The 18438-nt window shown below is 62.7% G+C and carries 16 protein-coding genes, 1 tRNA gene and 1 pseudogene; 10 read left to right on the top strand and 8 right to left on the bottom strand.

Features of this window, described 5'->3' with window-relative positions; translation table 11 throughout:
- Positions 1–7: 7 nt before the first annotated feature.
- From HMPREF3114_RS17040 to HMPREF3114_RS17030, 3 genes are read left to right on the top strand one after another with little or no spacing between them, the layout of a single operon-like run.
- The gene (locus tag HMPREF3114_RS17040; protein WP_053499582.1) at positions 8–931 is read left to right on the top strand and encodes a DUF58 domain-containing protein; all 924 of its coding nucleotides are present in this window, start codon (positions 8–10) and stop codon (positions 929–931) included.
- Positions 924–2873: a transglutaminase TgpA family protein gene (locus HMPREF3114_RS17035; protein WP_053499584.1), complete on the top strand. Its 1950-nt coding sequence runs from the start codon at positions 924–926 to the stop codon at positions 2871–2873. Before HMPREF3114_RS17040 ends, HMPREF3114_RS17035 begins: the two co-directional genes overlap by 8 nt.
- Positions 2870–3397: a Slp family lipoprotein gene (locus tag HMPREF3114_RS17030; protein WP_005415498.1), complete on the top strand. Its 528-nt coding sequence runs from the start codon at positions 2870–2872 to the stop codon at positions 3395–3397. Before HMPREF3114_RS17035 ends, HMPREF3114_RS17030 begins: the two co-directional genes overlap by 4 nt.
- A gap of 76 nt (positions 3398–3473) precedes the next feature.
- Here the strand turns inward: HMPREF3114_RS17030 and HMPREF3114_RS17025 are convergent, their stop codons facing one another.
- The 4 genes from HMPREF3114_RS17025 to dnaX all read right to left on the bottom strand — a co-directional run bounded on the left by HMPREF3114_RS17025 (position 3474) and on the right by dnaX (position 6958).
- A complete protein-coding gene (locus HMPREF3114_RS17025; protein WP_005415497.1) occupies positions 3474–3833 on the bottom strand; it encodes a histidine triad nucleotide-binding protein in 360 nt (119 codons plus the stop codon).
- 67 nt (positions 3834–3900) lie between these two features.
- Entirely contained in the window at positions 3901–4500 is a 600-nt protein-coding gene (gene recR, locus HMPREF3114_RS17020) for a recombination mediator RecR (RefSeq protein ID WP_070490121.1), read from the bottom strand.
- A gap of 82 nt (positions 4501–4582) precedes the next feature.
- A complete protein-coding gene (locus tag HMPREF3114_RS17015; RefSeq protein ID WP_019659509.1) occupies positions 4583–4903 on the bottom strand; it encodes a YbaB/EbfC family nucleoid-associated protein in 321 nt (106 codons plus the stop codon).
- 6 nt (positions 4904–4909) lie between these two features.
- Complete coding sequence (gene dnaX / locus HMPREF3114_RS17010) at positions 4910–6958, bottom strand: DNA polymerase III subunit gamma/tau (RefSeq protein WP_070490119.1); 2049 nt, start codon at positions 6956–6958, stop codon at positions 4910–4912.
- Between the two features lie 144 nt (positions 6959–7102).
- On the opposite strand from dnaX, the gene HMPREF3114_RS17005 reads away from it, so the two are divergent.
- The 4 genes from HMPREF3114_RS17005 to HMPREF3114_RS16990 all read left to right on the top strand — a co-directional run bounded on the left by HMPREF3114_RS17005 (position 7103) and on the right by HMPREF3114_RS16990 (position 11242).
- Positions 7103–7195 (top strand) — tRNA-Ser (locus tag HMPREF3114_RS17005).
- Positions 7196–7279: 84 nt separating this feature from the next.
- Positions 7280–8782, top strand: coding sequence for a site-specific integrase (locus HMPREF3114_RS17000; protein WP_070490165.1), 1503 nt, complete (start codon positions 7280–7282; stop codon positions 8780–8782).
- Between the two features lie 161 nt (positions 8783–8943).
- Positions 8944–10440, top strand: coding sequence for a restriction endonuclease (locus HMPREF3114_RS16995; RefSeq protein ID WP_218086324.1), 1497 nt, complete (start codon positions 8944–8946; stop codon positions 10438–10440).
- Between the two features lie 10 nt (positions 10441–10450).
- A complete protein-coding gene (locus HMPREF3114_RS16990) occupies positions 10451–11242 on the top strand; it encodes an NYN domain-containing protein (protein WP_070490115.1) in 792 nt (263 codons plus the stop codon).
- 511 nt (positions 11243–11753) lie between these two features.
- Here the strand turns inward: HMPREF3114_RS16990 and mobQ are convergent.
- Positions 11754–13295 carry a MobQ family relaxase gene (gene mobQ, locus HMPREF3114_RS16985; protein WP_070490113.1) on the bottom strand — a complete coding sequence of 514 codons (1542 nt, stop codon included), beginning with the start codon at positions 13293–13295 and terminating at the stop codon, positions 11754–11756.
- Between the two features lie 336 nt (positions 13296–13631).
- Here mobQ and HMPREF3114_RS16980 point away from each other — a divergent pair, with 336 nt between their 5' ends.
- Both HMPREF3114_RS16980 and HMPREF3114_RS21100 read left to right on the top strand, forming a co-directional pair.
- Positions 13632–14027 carry a hypothetical protein gene (locus HMPREF3114_RS16980; protein ID WP_141750839.1) on the top strand — a complete coding sequence of 132 codons (396 nt, stop codon included), beginning with the start codon at positions 13632–13634 and terminating at the stop codon, positions 14025–14027.
- A 120-nt stretch (positions 14028–14147) separates the two neighbouring features.
- Positions 14148–15149: an Abi family protein gene (locus tag HMPREF3114_RS21100; RefSeq protein ID WP_141750838.1), complete on the top strand. Its 1002-nt coding sequence runs from the start codon at positions 14148–14150 to the stop codon at positions 15147–15149.
- Between the two features lie 80 nt (positions 15150–15229).
- On the opposite strand, the gene HMPREF3114_RS16975 is transcribed toward HMPREF3114_RS21100, so the two are convergent.
- The 3 genes from HMPREF3114_RS16975 to HMPREF3114_RS21240 all read right to left on the bottom strand — a co-directional run bounded on the left by HMPREF3114_RS16975 (position 15230) and on the right by HMPREF3114_RS21240 (position 17603).
- Positions 15230–16303: a Shedu anti-phage system protein SduA domain-containing protein gene (locus tag HMPREF3114_RS16975; protein ID WP_070490111.1), complete on the bottom strand. Its 1074-nt coding sequence runs from the start codon at positions 16301–16303 to the stop codon at positions 15230–15232.
- A 36-nt stretch (positions 16304–16339) separates the two neighbouring features.
- A complete protein-coding gene (locus HMPREF3114_RS16970; RefSeq protein ID WP_070490109.1) occupies positions 16340–17032 on the bottom strand; it encodes a hypothetical protein in 693 nt (230 codons plus the stop codon).
- A gap of 382 nt (positions 17033–17414) precedes the next feature.
- A complete protein-coding gene (locus HMPREF3114_RS21240) occupies positions 17415–17603 on the bottom strand; it encodes a hypothetical protein (RefSeq protein ID WP_176746388.1) in 189 nt (62 codons plus the stop codon).
- Positions 17604–17690: 87 nt separating this feature from the next.
- Between HMPREF3114_RS21240 and HMPREF3114_RS16965 the strand changes: the two are divergent.
- A pseudogene (locus HMPREF3114_RS16965) lies at positions 17691–18438 on the top strand (integrase); the annotation flags it as partial.

Here is an 18438-nt window from a genome sequence, read left to right as displayed (position 1 = left end):
GGCACGCATGCAGCTGCTGGCACGCCCCCGCAGGCCCGAAGCCCTGCCGCAGCGACTGGACCGCCATCGCATCTATGTACTACCAACCCGCTTCGGCCTGTTCGTCGCCACCCTGCTGTCGGCGATGCTGCTGGGCGCATTGAACTACAACAACAACCCGGCCCTGCTGCTTGCGCTGCTGCTGGCCGCGGCAGCGATCGCCAGCGCCATCGCCGCGCACCTGCAGCTGTCCGGCATACAGATCGATGCAATCTCCGCCGAACCGGTACCGGCCGGGCATCCCCTGCGCCTGCGCGTGGACCTTTCGTTGCGTGACCCGCGCGCGCGCCACGGGCTGCACCTGCAGCTGGGCGCAAGCGAGGCCTGGGTTGCACTGCCTGCACACGGTCGCGGCGAAGTGGAGCTGGATGTTCCCAGCGAGCGGCGCGGCTGGCTGGAACTGCCCCGCATCCGCCTGTCGAGCACGCAGCCGCTGGGACTGGTGCGGGCATGGTCGTGGGTGTGGCCGGAGCAGCCGCTGCTGGTCTATCCACTTGCCGAGGCACTGGCACCGCCGCTTCCGGAACGTGGCAACGACCCACTGCACACCCGCGCCCATGCCAGTGGCGATGAGCTGCACCAGTTGCGCCCCTATCGTGCCGGCGATGCCCCGCGCAGCATTGCCTGGAAACACTCGGCGCGCCGCGACAGCCTGCTGGTACGCGAATACGAGAAGCCGATCGGCATCGAAGTGGTGCTGGACTGGCGCACGCTGGCGGCGCTGGGCCATGAAGCGCGCATCGCGCGGCTGGCACGCTGGGTCGACATGGCCGAGCGCGAAGGCCGTCGCTATACGCTGCTGCTTCCGGCCCATCCGCCGTTGGGGCCCGGCCAGGGCGCCAGCCACCACCACCTGTGCCTGCGCGCACTGGCATTGATGCCCCATGACTGAGCCTGCCGTTCTGCTCGACCGCAACGCCCGCAGCTGGACCCTGGCCAGCGCAGCGCTGGCGTTGCTGCCACTGCTGCTGCAGCTGCCACCGGTACTGGCCAGCGTGATCGCGATCACTGCGGTGCTGACCGCTGCGCTTTCGTGGCGGCGGGTGCTGCCGATGCCGGTTCGCCTGGTGCTGGTGCTGGCCATGCTTGCCACCATCGTCTGGCAGATGGGCATGGTGCGGCCGGGCCGCGATACCGGCTGCGCATTGCTGGCGGCGATGCTGGCGATCAAGTCCAGCGAACTGCGCAACCTGCGCGATGCGCGCAGCCTGCTGGGCTTCGCGTTGTTCTCGCCGTTCGCCGCCTTCCTGCTCGACCAGGGGCCGTTGACCACCGGGCTGGCAGCGCTGGCCGCAGTTGCCGCACTGCTGGCCCTGCAACGCCTGGCCCTGGACGAGGGCCACAGCCCTCGACTGCCGCTGCGCGGACAACTGCGTGGTGTCGGCCGCCTGCTGGGGATCGGCCTGCCACTCGCGCTGGCCTGCTTCTGGCTGTTCCCGCGCTTGTCCACGCCGCTGTGGGGCGTACCCGAGCGAGCGGTGGGCACACCGGGCCTGGCTGACAGCATGGCGCCGGACCAGTGGCTGGACCTGATGGCCGACGACACCCCGGCGTTGCGCGTGCAGTTTTTCGGCGCGGTGCCCGAGCCTGCGCAGCGCTATTGGCGCGGCCCGGTGCTGACGTCGTTCGACGGCCACCGCTGGAGCCGCGATCGCGCGACGGCCGGACGCCCCGCACCGGTGGTCGAAACCGCCGCACAGGGTTGGGACTACCAGATCGACTACGAGCCCACCGACCGTCGCCTGCTGGTGGCACTGGACCTGCCCAGCCGCGCACCGGAGGGCAGCAGCTTCGATGCCGACATGAGCCTGCGCAGCGACCGCACGCTGTCCGCGCTCAGCCGCTGGCGGTTGCATTCGGCGCCGCCGCAACGGTTCGACACCGATCTGTCGCCCTACCTGCGCCGCGCGGCGCTGCAGCTTCCGCCCGGCTTCAATCCGCGCACCGCCCAGCTCGCGCGGCAATGGCGGCAGGAGGCAGGCAGCGATGACGAGGCCATCGTCCGCCGTGCGCTGCAATGGATCACCCGCGACTTCTCCTACACGCTGGATACACCGGTGGCGGGGCGCGATCCGGTCGACGATTTCCTGTTCAACTACAAGGCCGGCTTCTGCCAGCACTTCAGCTCGGCCTTCGTAGTGCTGATGCGCAACGCCGGCATTCCGGCCCGGGTGGTGACCGGCTTCGCAGGCGGTACCCGCAACCGCATCGGGGACTACTGGGTGGTGCGTCGCATGGATGCCCACGCCTGGGCCGAAGTCTGGCTGCCGCAACGCGGCTGGGTGCGGGTCGACCCGACCTCGGCCGTGGCACCGGAACGCATCCTGGACACCCTGGACGACCGCCTGCAGGCCGGCACCGACACCCCGCTGCAACAGCGCTGGCTGCAGCTGGGGCAGATGGGTGACTGGCTGCGGCGCGGCTGGAACGACCTGGTGCTGTCCTTCGATGCACGCCGCCAGCAGCAACTGCTCAAGCCGTTCGGGCTGGATGACCTCGGGCCGGCGCAGCTGGTGACCGGCTTCGTGGTCGCCGCCCTGCTGGCACTGGCGTGGATGGCCTGGTTGCTGGCCCGCGGCGAGCGCGAGCGCGACCCGCTGCTGCGTGCCTGGCACCGGCTCGGGCGGCGTTATGCGCGCCTTGGCCTGGCCCGCGCCCCCCACGAAACCGCACGCGACTGGTCACGGCGGGTACATGCCCAGCGCCCCGATCCGGCCCTGCTCGCACTCAGCCAGCGTTTCGCCGACGCACGCTACGCTGGAACTTGCACCGACCTCGCTTCATTATTGCGGGACCTGCGCAGGCATCGCCCGACTTCCGGAGCCTCCCCATGAACACCAAGTTCCTCCTCACCGCTGTGGCCACGCTGGCCCTGTCGGCCTGCGCCACGGCCCCCAAGCCGCTGCAGGGACAGTTCAGCCTGGTTTCCCCGCGCGACTCGGTCGCCACCCAGCAGGTCGGCACGCCGGTCCGATGGGGCGGCCGCATCATCGAGACCAAGCCCGGCCAGGGCGAGACCTGCTTCCAGATGATCTCGCGCCCGCTCAACGCCAGTGGCCGCCCGAACACCACCTCGTCCGACGCCAGCGACGGCCGCTTCATTGCCTGCCGCGCCGGTTTCTACGACCCGGCCGTGTTTGAAGCCGGGCGTGACGTGACCTTCATCGGCAAGATCGACGGCTACCAGAACACCCGCATCGGGGACTACGACTACCGCCTGCCGAAGCTGTCGGCCGATGTGATCTACCTGTGGCCGGAACAGCGCCAGGTCGATGTGGTGCCCTACCCCTATGGCCCGTGGGGCCCGGGTCCGTGGGGCCCGTACTGGGGTGGCTACGGCCGTTGGGGCTGGTGGTGATCGCCACCCAGCCCGCATGATCGGAAAAGGCCGCCTTCGGGCGGCCTTTTTCATCCACGCATGCGTGGACAGGGCTTCAACGCCCCGGCGTACCGAAATGCCCCAGCGGCGCGCCGGCCAGCAGGTGCATGTGGATGTGGAACACGGTCTGCCCGGCGTGCTCGCGGCAGTTCATCACGATGCGGTAGCCGTCCTGCGCGAAACCCTCGCGGCGCGCGTATTCGGCAGCGGCCAGGGCCAGCTTGCCGACCAGGTGCGCCTGCGACGGCTGCAGGTCGTCCAGGGTCGGGATGATCTCGTTCTTCGGAATGAACAGTACGTGCACCGGCGCCTGCGGTGCGATGTCCTTGAAGCCCAGCACCTCGTCGTCCTCATAGACGATGGTGGCCGGGATCTCGCGACGGATGATCTTGCTGAAGAGGGTTTCGTTGCTCATGGTCGGCCTCGGCAGGAGTGTCTTCCGCATTGTAGGCCGGCCGCGCCGGGCGATGCCCGGGTGGTGCTCAATCACGGAATTCGCTGCGCGTCCCGAACGCGTGCGACAGCGTGCCGCGGTCAACGTATTCAAGCTCGCCGCCAAGCGGCAGGCCCTGTGCCAGCCGGCTGGGCTGCACCTTGCGCGCGCGCGCAAGCTGCGCAAGGTAATGCGCGGTGGCTTCGCCTTCGACGGTGGCACTGGTGGCGATGATCAGCTCCTGTACCTCACCTACGGCCAGCCGCTGCTCCAGCTGCTCCAGGCCCAGCTCGCGCGGGCCGACGCCATCGAGCGGCGACAGCCGGCCCTGCAGCACGAAGTAGACACCGCGAAAACCCGTCGCGTTCTCGATCGCGAGACGATCGGCCGGCGATTCGACCACGCACAGCTGGCTGCGCTCGCGGCTGCTGTTGGCACAGGTCGGGCACAGCTCGGTTTCGCTGAAGTCGCGGCACTGCGCGCAGTGGCCGATACGCTCCACCGCCAAGGCCAGCGTTTCGGCCAGGCGCTGGCCGCCTTCGCGCTCGCGCTCGAGCAGGTGGTAGGCCATGCGCTGCGCCGTCTTCTGGCCTACGCCAGGCAGCACCCGCAGTGCGTCGATCAATTGTTCAAGCAGGGGTGCGGACACGGCGGCATGCTTTGATGGCGCCGAGCGAGCTCGACGGCTACAGATTCTGTGGCACCCGCTTGCACGGATGCCACGCTGGCAATCAGAACGGCAGCTTCATGCCCGGCGGCAGCTGCATGCCGGCGGTGGCCGAACCCATCTTCGACTTCGACTCGGCATCGATCTTGTTCGAGGCATCGTTGAAGGCGGCGGCGATCAGGTCTTCCAGCATCTCCGGGTCGCTGGTCAGCGACGGGTCGATGCGCACCTTGCGGCATTCCTTGGCGCCGGTCAGGGTCACGCTGACCATGCCGCCGCCGGCACTGCCGGTCACTTCGATCCTAGCGATTTCTTCCTGGGCCTTCTGCAGGTTTTCCTGCATCTTCTGGGCCTGCTGCATCAGTTGGGCGATATTGCCGCGCATAGTGTCTTACTCGTCAAAAGAACGGATGGAATCGGAAACAACCCGGGCACCGTGCTGTTGGATCAGCACCTGCACTTCCGGGTCGTCCATGAAAACGGCCTCTGCCACCTGCTGCCGCTCACCACGCTGGCGGTCGGCACGCTGATGCAGGGTCTCGGCCGGAACGTGTTCGGTTTCCACGGTCTCGACCACGATCTTCGGCGCCTGGCCCAGGGCCTTTTCCAGCATCTCGCCCAGGGCGGCCAGCGCGCGCTCCGAGCGCAGGTATTCAAATCCGGGCGAAAGGCCCAGTTTCAAGGTCCCGTGCTGGCAGCTGATGAAGGCGGCATTGGCGGCCAGCTGGCGCGACGGGCCGCTGAGGCCGCTGTTGGCGACCAGATCCAGCCAGTCTTCGGCAGTGGCCAGCTCGCTGACACCTTCCTGCGGCGTGGCGGCATGCGCCGGGGCCGGTTCGGCCGGCGCAATGGCAATACCTTCGGCGCGGAACGAACGCTCCGGCGGCGCAGGCTCGACTGGATCCGCGGCGGGAGCCGGCGGTTCATGCCAGGGCGCGACCATGGCGGCATCCGGGCCGGCCATCTCGGCCGCCAGGGCCCCATCCCGCGCCTCGGCTTCGTCGGTGGCCCACGGCGGCAGCTCATCGCTTGCCTCTGCTGCGATGGCAAACGCCGGTGCCTCGGCCTTCACCGGCGGCGGTGACACGGGCTCTTCCACCGGAACCGGCTCGGGCTCAGGCGTCGGATCCGGCTCCGGTTGCGGTGCCGGCTCAGGTTCGGGTTCAGGTTCGCGCGGTGCAGCCGCCGGAGCGGCCACCTGCGCCGCCACGGCCGGGCTGGCCGAAGCGACGGCAGCAGCCGGCGTCGCTTCAGGGTTTCCGGCATGGGCGCCACCACCGGCAGCGTTGCCACCCGGCGTGCCACCCACAGCACCGTCGACGGCCTTCGGCACCGGCGGTACCGCTGCGGCCGGGCGGAACGCCAGCATGCGCAGCACGGCCATTTCAAAGCCGGCGCGCGGGCTCGGCGCCAACGGCAGGTCGCGTCGACCATTCAGGGCCATCTGGTACCAGAGCTGCACCACTTCCGGGCGCAGGCGCTCGGCGAATGATGCGACATCCAGGCCTTCCGCCACGGCGGCACCCGGCACCAGCTGCTGCACCTGGATGCGGTGCAGGCCTTCGGCGAGCGCTTCCAGCACGCCACTCCAGTCCGGTGAGAATTCGGCCAGCGCGGCCACCACCTGCAGCAGGCGCGGGCCATCACCCTCGGCCAGCGCATCCAGCATCGCTGCCACCTGGGTGCGGTCCACGGTACCCAGCATGGTGCGCACCACGTCCTCGCGCAGCGCGCCGCCGGCATAGGCGATCGCCTGGTCCAGCAGTGACAGGCCGTCACGCAGGCTGCCATCGGCGGCCTTGGCCAGCTGCACGATGGCGCTGCCGTCGGCCTCGATCTCTTCCGCCGCCAGGATGCGGGTCATCTGGCCCTGGATCTGGTCTTCGTCCAGGCGCTTGAGATTGAACTGCAGGCAGCGGCTGAGCACGGTGACCGGCAGCTTCTGCGGGTCGGTGGTGGCCAGCAGGAACTTCACGTGCTCCGGCGGCTCTTCCAGCGTCTTCAGCAGTGCGTTGAACGCCGCCTTGGACAGCATGTGCACTTCGTCGATCAGGTAGACCTTGTACTTGCCGCGCGAGGGCATGTACTGCGCGTTCTCGATCACCTCGCGCACGTCGTCCACACCGGTGTTGGACGCGGCGTCGATTTCCAGCAGGTCGATGTAGCGACCGGCGTCGATGTCCAGGCAGGCGGCACACTGGCCGCACGGGTCGGCGCTGGTGCCCTGCTCGCAGTTCAGCGACTTGGCGAAGATGCGCGCGATGGTGGTCTTGCCCACGCCACGGGTACCGGTGAACAGGAACGCGTGGTGGACGCGGCCGCTGTCCAGCGCATTGCTGAGCGCACGGACCACATGCTCCTGGCCCACCAGCTCGGCAAAACGCTTCGGACGCCACTTGCGGGCAAGGACGAGATAGGACATCAGGCCACCGTTTTCCATCGGATGTTCCATTGTGCCATGCCTGTCCAGCCCCCTCGCCAACAATGCCCCTGGATGCGCCTCTGACCAGAGGTGCTTGTGTCCGGCCGCGCCGCCCGCTAGAATCTGCGCCCCTGCTGAGGCGTTTGCCGATGGCAGGGATCCGGAGAGGTGTCCGAGTGGTTGAAGGAGCACGCCTGGAAAGTGTGTAAGCGTCTAAACCGCGCTTCGGGGGTTCGAATCCCCCTCTCTCCGCCAGATTACGCAAACCCCTGTTTACGCAGGGGTTTTTGCTTTTCTGGGATGACCCTCGGCGGGACACAAATCGGGACACATCTCTCGATGCGCATCCCCCATCACCTCACCCGCTCTCCCACCGGCCTTTGGGCTTTCCGGCAACGCGTTCCTACCGACCTTCAAGGCGTGGTTGGCCGACGCGTCTTCAAGCGCACGCTGCGCACCCGCGACCTGCCCACGGCCAGGCTGCGCGCACTGGCCCTGGCTGCGGGCTATGCTCAGGCCTTCGATGTGTTGAGGGACCAACGCGTGGACAAGCTGAGCAAGCGCGAGGCGGATGAACTGATCGCCCGCCTGACCCAATCCGACAACCTGAAGGAGTTGATCCTTCACCGGTCCCGCGCCGCCGATGGCACGTTCACCGAGCGCTGGCAGATCGACAACGAGGAAGACCTGCGGCTTTTCCAGAAGATGCAACGCCAAGGCGCAGACCCGTTGCTGGACGCCGTCAACGGCACCCCCTCCCCCGCCCCGGCGCCAGTCCCGAAGTCCAAACTGACCCCCATCACCCTCGAAGACGCCTGCGATGATTGGCTGGCCACGCTTAAGGGCAACACGCTGCCCAAGACCTGGACGATCAAGCGCACGGCCATCGTGTCTCTGGTCAGCTTCCTCGGGAGCAAGACCAAGCTCCACACGCTGACGCGCACGGACCTGGCCCGCTGGTATCAGCACATGCGCGAGGAGGGCTCGTCCACCCCCACCCTGACCAACAAGCAATCTTACATTGGCGGCAAGGGCGGCTTCTTCGAGTGGGCCATGGCCTCGGGCTACTACTCCAGGGGCGACAATGTTGCCGCTGGGCATGTCAGCTACTCCATCCGAGAGAAGCGAGCTCGGCGAAAGTTCGGCTTCAAGCCTTACGACACCCACCAAGTCCAAGCCCTCTTTGCGCCAGCCGCCTTCGAGCAACTGGCGCTTTCAGCCCGCTGGGCGGCGGTCATCGGTCTTTACACCGGCGCTCGCGCCGCCGAGGTGGGCCAACTGCTTCCCAGCGATGTCACCGAGGAGGCGGGATTGCTCTGCATCCACATGTCCGATGAAGGGGAGCATCAGAAGCTCAAATCCGATGCCAGCATCCGAACCGTGCCGGTTCACCCTGATCTGCTGGCGCTTGGATTTAAGGAATGGGTTGAGGGATTACGGGCGGCAGATGCAAAACGGTTGTTCCCGGCCGCCAAACCGGATGCCAAGAACGGCGCCGGCAATTGGATCACCAAGGCGTTCGGCCGCCACCTGGAAGCCGTGGGCAAGAACTGGACACCCGGCAAGCGCGGCTTCCATTCGCTCCGGAAAACCGTCATTCAGTCGCTTCAAGGAGCGGGCGTACCGTCCGAGCTCCGGGCGCAAGTGGTGGGCCACGAGTTGGACGACGAGCACCACGCGACGTATAGCCGCGAATTCACCGCCCACGAGAAGCTGCATGGGCCTGGAAAGAACACCCCGGGATTGGCGGTGTTGGATTTTGGCCTGAACCTGCCTGCGCTGCGCACCCTTTTGAACGACCAAACGCCCAGAAGGCGCGTTAGAAGGACGTCGACAGGTTAGTCTTTAGATATTCGACATCAGGGGGATGTATGGGACGACGGAGCGGCTTAGAAGGGTTTCTGCGGGCAGCCGGCCGGGCAGCGGCGGCAGCGCAGCGCGAAAGCAAACGCCAGCAGCGAATGCAAGCGACGCAACTGAGGCAGTTGGAGCGCCATGAGCGCATGGCTGCTGCGCAACAGATGCGGGAGCTGCGCGCCCTGGAGAAGCAGGAGAAGGAAGCTGCGCGCTTGGCCAAAGCCGAATACCTCCAAGATCGCCAGGCGGAAGCAGACGACCTCAACGCCGAGCTCAAAGACCGGCTGGAGGAACTGGAGGGTCTGCTTCTTCACACCCTGTCGGTGAACGACACCATCAGCTTCGACAGCCTGCGTCACACCGATCCCTATCCCGGCTTCAAGGTGCCCAAGGACTTGGTTCCGGGGTTGGCGCCGGTCGAGGTCGAGGTTCCGGGTCCCACCGGCTTCGCGCGCTTTTGGCCCGGGGCTGCAAAGCGGCACTTGGCAGCCCAGGCGGCGGCCCATCAAGCCCACCAGCAGGCTCTCGAACAGTTCCATCGCGCAGAAGCGCAAAAGAAGCAACGGCTGGCCGATCTACGGGCCCAACACGAGACCGAACGCACGCTCTATGAGGCTGACGTTGGTCGCCGAAACGCTGAAGTTGATGAGTTTCAGAGCGCCTACCTGGCTCACGAGCCTGACGCCGTCGTGGCCTACAACGACATGGTGCTCACGCGCTCCGAATACCCCTCCGAGGGCTTCCCTCAGGCATTCAAGCTGGCCTATGCCGAGGCATCCAAAGAACTGGTCATTGAGTATGACCTCCCCGAGGTGGGTGTCGTCCCCACCGAAGCCGATTATCGCTACGTCAAAACACGTGATGCGATCGACTCCAAGGCGCGCAAGGCCAGCGACATCAAATCGCTCTACCAAGACGTCATTGCCTCAATCGCGCTGAGGACCTTGCACGAAGCCTTTGAGGCCGATCAAGCAAACGCATTGGCGCTGGTCACCTTCAATGGCGTGGTGGACACCCACGACCCCACCACCGGCCAAGAGGTTCGGGTGCCGGTGGTGTCCGTCCGCGCAACGAAGGCCGCCTTCCTTCAGCTGCGGCTCGAACGCGTGGAGAAAGTCGCATGCCTGCGCAGCCTGGGTGCTCAAGTGTCAAACAGGCCCGATGAATTGCAGGCCATCAAACCAATCGTCGAATTCAACATGGTCGACAAGCGCTTCATCGCGCAATCGGACGTGCTCTCAGGACTTGAATCGCGCCCCAACCTTCTGGATCTGACCCCCAGCGAGTTCGAAGCACTCGTCTCCAACCTGTTCAGCCGGATGGGACTGGACACGAAACTGACCCGGAGCTCCCGCGATGGCGGAGTCGATGCGGTGGCCTTTGACACCCGGCCCGTCTTGGGCGGGAAGGTCGTCATACAGGCCAAGCGCTATCGGGACACCGTAGGGGTCAGCGCGGTTCGCGATCTTTACGGGACCATGCTCAACGAAGGTGCCAGCAAGGGCATCTTGGTTTGCACCAGCGGCTACGGCACCGAAGCCTTCAACTTTGCCAAAGACAAGCCCATTGAGCTGATCGACGGGGGTGGCCTGCTCTACTTGCTGAGGGAACACGCCGGCTTGGATGCACGCATCGCAGCTTAAGGACAAGAACATGGCTAACGGATCAGTCCCTCACGACACCAAAGTGGCCGTTTTGGTCGATTGCGACAACGTCAGTCCCGAGATCGTGGAGCACGCCCTGCTGATGGTGGCCCAGTTCGGGCGCGTGGTGCTGCGCCGCGGGTATGGAAACCACGCCACGTTGGCGAACCGCTGGCAGGAAGTGCTCGTCCAACAGGCGTTTACACCTTGCCTCCAATACCAATACGCCTCTGGAAAAAACACTTCCGACATCGCCCTGGCTCTCGATGCTCAAGAGGCGTTGTTCGATCATCGTGCCGACACCTTCTGCCTGGTGACCAGTGACTCCGACTTCGCTTACCTATGCCGAAAGCTGCGGGAGCGCGGAGCGACTGTCTGTATCGTCGGCGAGCCCAAGACGCCAGCGGCCCTGCGAAACGCTTGCGATCAGTTCTTCGAATGGGAGCGCAAAGCAGTCGCCGAGCCCTGCGAAGACCGACCCAATGCATCACCGGCCAAAGCGGAGGGCAACAAAGTTGAGCCCGCGGCAGTCGACACCAAGCCGCTTCCCAAGCGCCGTCCCAAGTTCGTGGTGGAAGCGGTCACGCTGCTGGCTGGAGACACCTCAGAAGGCGAGGTAGGACTGGGGCCGTTGGGCCAATACCTCAAACGAACAGACCCGTCCTTCTCTCCCAATGCCTATGGGCATTCGGGCCTACTCAGCATGCTGAAGACCTATGACCTGCTGACCCTACGCCGGCAGGAAGGAGGCCAGTGGACCGTCAGTCTCGCGCCGGAAAGCAGCCCAGCAAGACAAGACTGAAACGCAGCAACTCTCGACGCTTAAGGCAAGGCATACAAACAGCAAATGTGTGACGCGGTGCGTCATCATCCGCTTGCGCATTTCCGTCTGGGTGGTTCGATGTGAAGAACCTTCACCAGATGAATTACAAATGCCAGCAAACGTCGAACTTCGTATCGCCAGCCAGGTTCTTCAAGCCTTGTTGCCTGAAAACAATACCCGCAACGCTGCTGAGCGTGAGTTGGATGTTCAACATGCGCTGGATGTCGCAAGATTACTGTTGCGTCGATTCGCCGAATCGCAGGGAGGCCATGGAGGTCAGCCCCTTGCCTACGCTCCTACGAGAAGCACTGTATCGCAAGCGGCGAGCGTGGACCGCAGCCAAGTGCCGATGAGCTTCCCTTCACCCGATGCTTGGCGTGCGTCTCGCGGCCTTCCGCCAGCGAAACCACTGCCGGCTCGAAAACCATCGGTGGGCACCGGCCCCCATTGAACAATAGCCCCGCATTCGCGGGGCTTGTTTTTTACAGGGTCAGTGGAACGTTGGCCCTCGGGGGACCGACGGGACGGAACCCAAGACGCTCGAGGCCACCTGCTTCGGCTCAGCGAGCGTAGGAGCGACAGCCTGTGAGGGATGGGGCAACGCTGCAAGCAGTTCAGCCTTGGTAAGGATCTCAGCATCGATGGCATTCAGCTCTCCCTCCGATGCCCGCTCCTGAGCCGCCTTCAGCTCGGCTGTATGTTTCTCGAGAACCGAAAGCCGCCGCCCTCGGCGCAGGGTCCACTCCGACCTCGAGTATCTGGTCGACCCCGGCGGACAATCGGCGTTGAACCGTTCCCACTCCTGCTCGGCCATGTGACGCAGCCTGGTTGCACTCTTCACGTTAAGCAGCCTGCGAGCCCGGCTGATGATGAGGGACTTAAGGGCACGAACCTGGAGCGAAGCTCTGGTGACCCACTGCCGAAGCTCGCTGGTTTCTCCTTGAGAGGAAAGCTGCCGCTGAGCCCACCTCAAGGCATCGCGAACCTTCTCCATGGCCAAGTCTGCCCTAGCCCGGGAAATCTCGTCCACGTCGCGCAGTGCATCGAGAATCTTTTCGGCAAGGCTGATGGGCGTCGGTTCCGGCGTATGCCCGTGAGATGAAAGGAGCAGGTTGTGCAGCCGGATCCCGGATACGCCTCGCATCTCCAGCCCCCCAGGTAGCCCCGCGGTTTCTGCATTGAGCACTCGCCCACTTTGCTTCGCGGCCTCTTGGCCAGGCACTGGGGCGGGCTTTCCTTCCAGCCCGGCTTTGCGCACGAGGAAGTCATAGTGCTCCCGATTGTCTTCGGCGATCTGGTCGTTCGTGCTTGCCTTGTCGGTCGCCACACCCTTCCCAGCTAGGGCCGCAGCATGCTTGCCTAGGTGCTGAGTCGGTTCGCGGGAGAGCGCCGCTGCCGCCAAGTCGTCGCCTCGCTCCATCGCAGACCGTGCCTGTTCGGCCAGACTTCGGTGGTCGATCGTGCTGGCAAGGCCGGCCGCCTCCAAGTGGGCATTTGTAGTGGCCGCGACCATCTCCCGAATCCACTGCACCTGCACCTTGCCAGACGGCCCCACGTCCAGCTCCCGGGTCTTGTCCCCAAAGCCCTCAGGTCCGAGGCGGCGCGTGGTGGCCAGGATATGGACATGGTGGTTGAGCCCATCAGGCGTCCCAGGCGAATGGATGCTGGCCTGGACAGCGAACCCATAACGATCGACCAGCGCGTCGGCGATGACAAACGCCAAGTGCGCCCGCTGCTCTTCGGATAGCTCATGGGGTAAGGAGACTTCAAACTCCCTCGCCACAGTCGAGTCTTTCCGCCGCTCCGCAGCCTCTGCGACTGCCCAGAGCTCCCGAGGGTCCAAGGCCCACGCGGGAGCGTCAGGCGGGGCGAGGCAGAAGCTCTCAACGACGCCACTACGGCGACGGTAGTCATGCTGCTGCCCGGTGAGCAAGTCCATGAGCAGCAGCCCGCCCCGGTAGGCCGCCGCAGCGACGGCCGACTGTCCGCGGCCGCGGCTGAAGGTTTTGATTGAAGTGTGGAAGATAGCCATAAAAACTCCTGACAACAGGGGTCTTTATGGATCAGCTTTTGCTTTTGGCAAGCCTCGCAGAGGCTTGGGGTCCCAGGGGCGAAGCCCTTGGCGCACGCGTTCCGCAGGAACGCCTAAGTGCGCTCTTGCTCGATCACTGGTTTGGTTAGCTCATATGCTTCATGCGTTACCCCGGCGAGTCGATTTCATCAGGGTCACAACGCTCTGCTTTCGTGGGCACCTTGGCATGTCTAGAGCTTCAGCAATCCAACAGAGCACGATATCGGCTCATAGCCGTAGACAGTGCAGGCTGATATATGTAATATCCACTTATCACAGCTCGCCGGAAGAGGCATGATGGCAACTCGTAAGCATCTCGTCAGCAGGAAGAACCAAATTGTCCCAATCAAGAAGGGCGGCGCAACCCACGATCCCGAGTGCGTTTCGCTGGCCATTGAAGAGTTCAAGCGCGCAGCAGGCAACCCGAACGTGGGCAGTCTTAAACTTGAACTGGACAAGCGTACAGGTGTGATCAAGCTCGACGCACGGAGCACCGATAAGCAAGTGGTGACCAAGGAAATCCTGGGTCCAGGCTTGGACATCGTAACCCACTACGATGGCCGCTCACTCAAGAGAAATGAAAGGGATGCCAACATCTTGACCCTACTGGACCGCGGCCTCACCCAAGTGCAAGTTGCAACCAAGCTTGGTGTCTCTCAAGCACTTGTTTCCAGAGTAAAAAACTCAGGATAAAAAAAGGCCGCCCGAAGGCGGCCTTAGGTGAAACTGGGATAACGACGCTGCATTATTCGCGCCTCTATCCCTTCTTTGGCGCCAAGCTGGCGCGTCTCATTGACAAGGATATCCCTGACCATGCCTTTCTGTCAAGGCGTAGTTGTTCAAGCAATTGAAAGAGCCCTCTCGGCCCCTCGGCTGGCGTCATACGCCAACCTCATGGCGACGAATCAAGGTCGTGAGGCAGTCGGCGCCTACATCTGGGGCCTTGAGCTTAACTCTGCGCTCTCGCCATTTCTGGGGCTGGTCGAAGTTGCTCTTCGCAATTCAATCAACAGTGCTGCATGCTCCGCATTTGGACGGGCCGACTGGATGCAGGACGTCATCAAATGGCACGGTGACAAGCTGTTCATGGCTAAGGCACAATCCGACCAACAAACCTCTCAAACCTATTATCGAAGGGGCTGCCATCCGTTCCATCGCCAGCGCCTTAATGGCCGCCCCCTCAAACACTGGAAATCCCATGTGGAGAGAAAGCGGGAGTCTATTCTTCAGCAATTGACACGTGAGGGCAAGCCGCACTCCAATGACCAAGTTGTGGCACATGCGATGTTTGGTTTTTGGTTAGACTTTATGGAAGCACCATTTGAGGAACAAGGCGCCCCCTACTCTCTCTGGCCCAGATGCGAAAGGGATATTTTTCCCAACGACGCCTCGTTGGACCGTGCAGGTGCTGAGACGATCCTCGTTGCTGTGAAAGGCTTGCGAAACAGGGTCTCACATCACGAGCCCGCATGGAACATAGCACGCCCTCTCACGCCCGCTGGCGTGAATGTCTATATGCGCACGGTCACCCAAGATATGACGCGCTTGCTGGACGCAATAGATCCGAATTTGGCTTTGATGATGAGAAATGCGGGCATGTATCGGCGACTAGATTGGTTACTCGACCCACAAACCGTTTCCTCCTTCTCATCAATATCACCAAACGCGCCTATTGACTTCAAACGCCTGAATCGCTCGATTCGACGATTTGCAAAACAGATATCCCATCCCACCCCTCTACCCAACACATTCTCGACCTCTTACCGAGTGGAGCATTGTGGTCGGCCACTCATGACATTCTCGGCTTTCGTATAGCTGCCCACCTTATATCGCAGATCCCTGATCACCCATATATTTTGCTGGAGTTGGAAAGACTCTCTAAACCGTGGCATGACTTACCAGGGAATGTCGTCGTCGAGTTCGGCGGCGCCGACGGAAGCGGCTGCCAGATCCGCTGCTGGCACCATCATATCTATCAGCCGCTCTCCTTGCGCCAATAGATGGTCGTAGGTCATGACCGTGATTCCATGCATGCGCCGATTGAGACCGTGGAGAGCGCGCTGCTGCTCGTCTGTCCACTCATGGGAGCGACCGATGACGATAGTGGCGCGTGGGTGGTATGCCACCACCTCCTTGTGGTCGAGCAAGCCCTTGTCAGCAAAGTCATGGAGCATGTCGAGGTAGCGGTGGCACTGACCGATGGCTTTCGATACCTCGGCGGAAAAGTAGTGGTTCTTGTGAGCCTTGTCATAGAGCAGAACTTCCATGTCGGGCCGTTTCAGCTCAACGATGTCTCGATAGCCCGCAATGACGTTAGGCAACATCAGGTCTATGTTATCCCCAGTGGTGATTGCACGCACCTCGTCCCGAACCACGTAAGCATTACCGAAGGCCCAGCAGTGCTTTTCGCACCATGACTGGTAGACCTGCTCTGCCGCCTCCCCACGCCCCAAGCTCGAGCGCAGCTCAGCGACCGCCGAGCGCATTTCGCTGAGGCGGATAGATCCGCGTAGCGCGGTGGTCAGTTCGTGAGTGAGCTCCGTGCTAGCCAAGTGCTGGACCAGGTCCGAATGCGAGAGCACCTTAGTAAGCGCGCCGACCAGGGTCTGCGGATCGTGCCCGCTTAGATCCGCCGCCCCGTTAGCCACCTTGATCAGGATGAACTCACCGGCTTCCGATTGCTGCGCCAATGGAAGATGCGTCTGAAGGTATTTGAAGAGCTTGAGCGTGGAGGCCTCGGTCAAGGTGATGCTCTTGACCGGGTCCTCCTGCCAGGGCGAAGCCTTGGTCTTCTTGAATCCCTCAAGCTTTATGGAGAACTCTGTATGGTCGCTATGAGGAATCAGCCATCCAACCACATGCAGCTTGGTCCGCGTCGTCTCATTGAGGACCACGACGGGCACATAGTCGAGCTTTCCGCTGCTCGCCGTCTTCCGAACGACTTTAGCCAAATCCCCTGCCTCGCTCATTGCATCTCTTCCTTGGGCCACGGTGCCCGGATAGTCTCAGCTCTGCTTCGCAAGCGCCATCAGGTGACGCAGCGCTCCCGCCCGGTCCTTCCATGTGTCGACGTTCCACGATGGATGGTAGACCCACGTCATCAGGGCTGACCCTCCCTCGTAGTCCAGTGACCAGACTTCCCTAGATTCGATGTAGCGTGGCTTGCTCGCTCCTCGATTCACCTGTTGGGCAATGAAGGGCTCTAAGCCTGGTTGTGGTTCACCATGACTAAAGAACCGCCAAGCGGTGCGACCCAGCACCAGCACCACATCCGGGTTTAGGACTGGCAGGATATCGTTGACCAAAACGTTGCCACCATCCCGCAGCGCCTGGCTGCGCGGCCGATGATTTGCTTTGGTGCCAGCGAAAGACTGGGATAGGTTGATGAAGGCAATGCTCCGCCAGACCTCTGCCGCCTCCGCTATCGAATGCTGACTGTCCCCGGTAAGCACCAGGTCCAAGGCACGGAAGAATGGACCATCACTGGAATCCCGAACCCGAGTAGCCATCCCTTGAAAGATGTTCTTGGTGTATGGCCGGGTCACCTCTACGGCATCGCTGACTCCTTCCGTCCGATAGTGAGACTCCCCAAGCAGCAACAGCCGCTGCCCATCGAAGCCTTGGGAAAAGCGCTCACCCACGTAAGGGACGAAGCGGACAGATGCCGGCCAAACTTCCTCTACCATCGACTTCCTCATGCCACGCCTCCGTCAAACTGGCCCGATTTAGGATGCGGAGAACGAGAAACCAAACTCAAAACCCTAACAACGAAAAAGTTTCATTTAACCAATGTTCAGCAAAAGATGAGAACCTGAACGTGTTTTGTTAGCTTATATACATTAAACAGTACCAAAATGACTCTTGAGTTTTCGGATGGACCAATCGCCAACTCATTGTTTTTACTAATTATGGTAGCGCAAACCAGCCCGGTACAAATGTGACACTTCCTTGAGCTAGTCGTGTCGTTGCGCAACACTTACGGCGTTCAGATTGATCCCGATTTTGTATTGACCATTTTGGGACCTGTTTTATTGGTACTTCCATCGTTCCGATGGAAGCCAAGCAATGCCCTCCCCCGCTTTAGAACACCTCCACCAATACCTGCTCCACCCCATGGGCACTCTCCAGCTCAGGGGCATCCAGGTAGGCAATCTTCGCATCGAGGAATTGAACATCACCGGCCGAGAGGCTGCCATCCACGCTCAAGAAATGCTTGACCGGGCCGACGACCGCCAACGTCGCAGCCGCCGGGCCAATGGCTGCACCCAATACCCCGTCCCACTGCCTGTCGCATCCGCCCCTCGCCTTCTTTCAGTGGAGATAGCGGATTACGTTAGGTCCCGCGATGACCGAGGCTTGGCGAAGGACACGACAGGCTCCACCTTCCGCACACTTACCTTGCTCAAGATGGCGTGTGGCGACATCCCCGTCTCTCGCATCGACCATGCCCATATCTATCGTCTATGGGAATTGCTGCGGTGGGCTCCGCCATTGCTTCTCTCAGACCCGAAGTATCGCGGCTACACGTATGACCAAGCAGTCGCGCTCGGCAAGGAGCTGGCCGTTCCTCCGCTGGCACCCAAGACGCTTGAGAAGCATCGCCGCTTCCTTTCCACCTTTTTCAAAGGCCTAGTCGAGGCTAACGCAATTCCCGCCTCCCCCATGGCGCCCTTCAAGAAGTTCAAGGAAGACTTGGCCGAAGACGCAGACAAGGCGGAGCGCCTGTTCGACGAGTCAGACCTGCAGAAAATCTTCGCACCGGACACCTTTGTTCCGTGGGCAAAGAGCCATCCCCATCGATGGTGGATGCCCATGATCGGCCTCTACACGGGAGCACGCATCAACGAAGTCGCGCAATTGAAGGTTGCGGACATCGTTCAGGAGGCGGGAATGTGGTGGTTCCGCATTCGAGTCACGATCGATCCGGATTTAGCGCATAAGAGCCGAGGCAGAAGCCGGCAACGCTTGAAAGGCAGGTCCGCCATTCGAGATGTGCCCATCGCACAACAGCTCATCGACGCTGGCTTCTTGGACTTCGTGGAGGACATTCGACAGTGCGGCCATCCCAGACTTTTCCCTCACCTCTCGGCGGGTGTCAACCGCA

It is taken from the genome of Stenotrophomonas sp. HMSC10F07, assembly GCF_001807895.1.
Taxonomy (GTDB): Bacteria; Pseudomonadota; Gammaproteobacteria; order Xanthomonadales; family Xanthomonadaceae; genus Stenotrophomonas; species Stenotrophomonas sepilia.
The sequence above is the reverse complement of the archived record's forward strand: the minus strand, read 5'-3'. Positions and strand labels throughout refer to the sequence as shown.

What these genes read in the sequence shown, in the direction of transcription:
- HMPREF3114_RS17035 (WP_053499584.1), top strand. Translation starts at nt 924, where the DNA reads ATGACTGAGCCTGCCGTTCTGCTCGACCGCAACGCCCGCAGCTGGACC.
- HMPREF3114_RS16990 (WP_070490115.1), top strand. Translation starts at nt 10,451, where the DNA reads ATGGCTAACGGATCAGTCCCTCACGACACCAAAGTGGCCGTTTTGGTC.
- HMPREF3114_RS17000 (WP_070490165.1), top strand. Translation starts at nt 7,280, where the DNA reads ATGCGCATCCCCCATCACCTCACCCGCTCTCCCACCGGCCTTTGGGCT.
- HMPREF3114_RS17040 (WP_053499582.1), top strand. Translation starts at nt 8, where the DNA reads ATGCAGCTGCTGGCACGCCCCCGCAGGCCCGAAGCCCTGCCGCAGCGA.
- HMPREF3114_RS16995 (WP_218086324.1), top strand. Translation starts at nt 8,944, where the DNA reads ATGGCTGCTGCGCAACAGATGCGGGAGCTGCGCGCCCTGGAGAAGCAG.
- dnaX (WP_070490119.1), bottom strand. Translation starts at nt 6,958, where the DNA reads ATGGAAAACGGTGGCCTGATGTCCTATCTCGTCCTTGCCCGCAAGTGG.
- HMPREF3114_RS16970 (WP_070490109.1), bottom strand. Translation starts at nt 17,032, where the DNA reads ATGAGGAAGTCGATGGTAGAGGAAGTTTGGCCGGCATCTGTCCGCTTC.
- HMPREF3114_RS17015 (WP_019659509.1), bottom strand. Translation starts at nt 4,903, where the DNA reads ATGCGCGGCAATATCGCCCAACTGATGCAGCAGGCCCAGAAGATGCAG.
- HMPREF3114_RS17030 (WP_005415498.1), top strand. Translation starts at nt 2,870, where the DNA reads ATGAACACCAAGTTCCTCCTCACCGCTGTGGCCACGCTGGCCCTGTCG.
- HMPREF3114_RS16980 (WP_141750839.1), top strand. Translation starts at nt 13,632, where the DNA reads ATGGCAACTCGTAAGCATCTCGTCAGCAGGAAGAACCAAATTGTCCCA.
- HMPREF3114_RS17025 (WP_005415497.1), bottom strand. Translation starts at nt 3,833, where the DNA reads ATGAGCAACGAAACCCTCTTCAGCAAGATCATCCGTCGCGAGATCCCG.
- HMPREF3114_RS21100 (WP_141750838.1), top strand. Translation starts at nt 14,148, where the DNA reads ATGCCTTTCTGTCAAGGCGTAGTTGTTCAAGCAATTGAAAGAGCCCTC.
- mobQ (WP_070490113.1), bottom strand. Translation starts at nt 13,295, where the DNA reads ATGGCTATCTTCCACACTTCAATCAAAACCTTCAGCCGCGGCCGCGGA.
- HMPREF3114_RS16975 (WP_070490111.1), bottom strand. Translation starts at nt 16,303, where the DNA reads ATGAGCGAGGCAGGGGATTTGGCTAAAGTCGTTCGGAAGACGGCGAGC.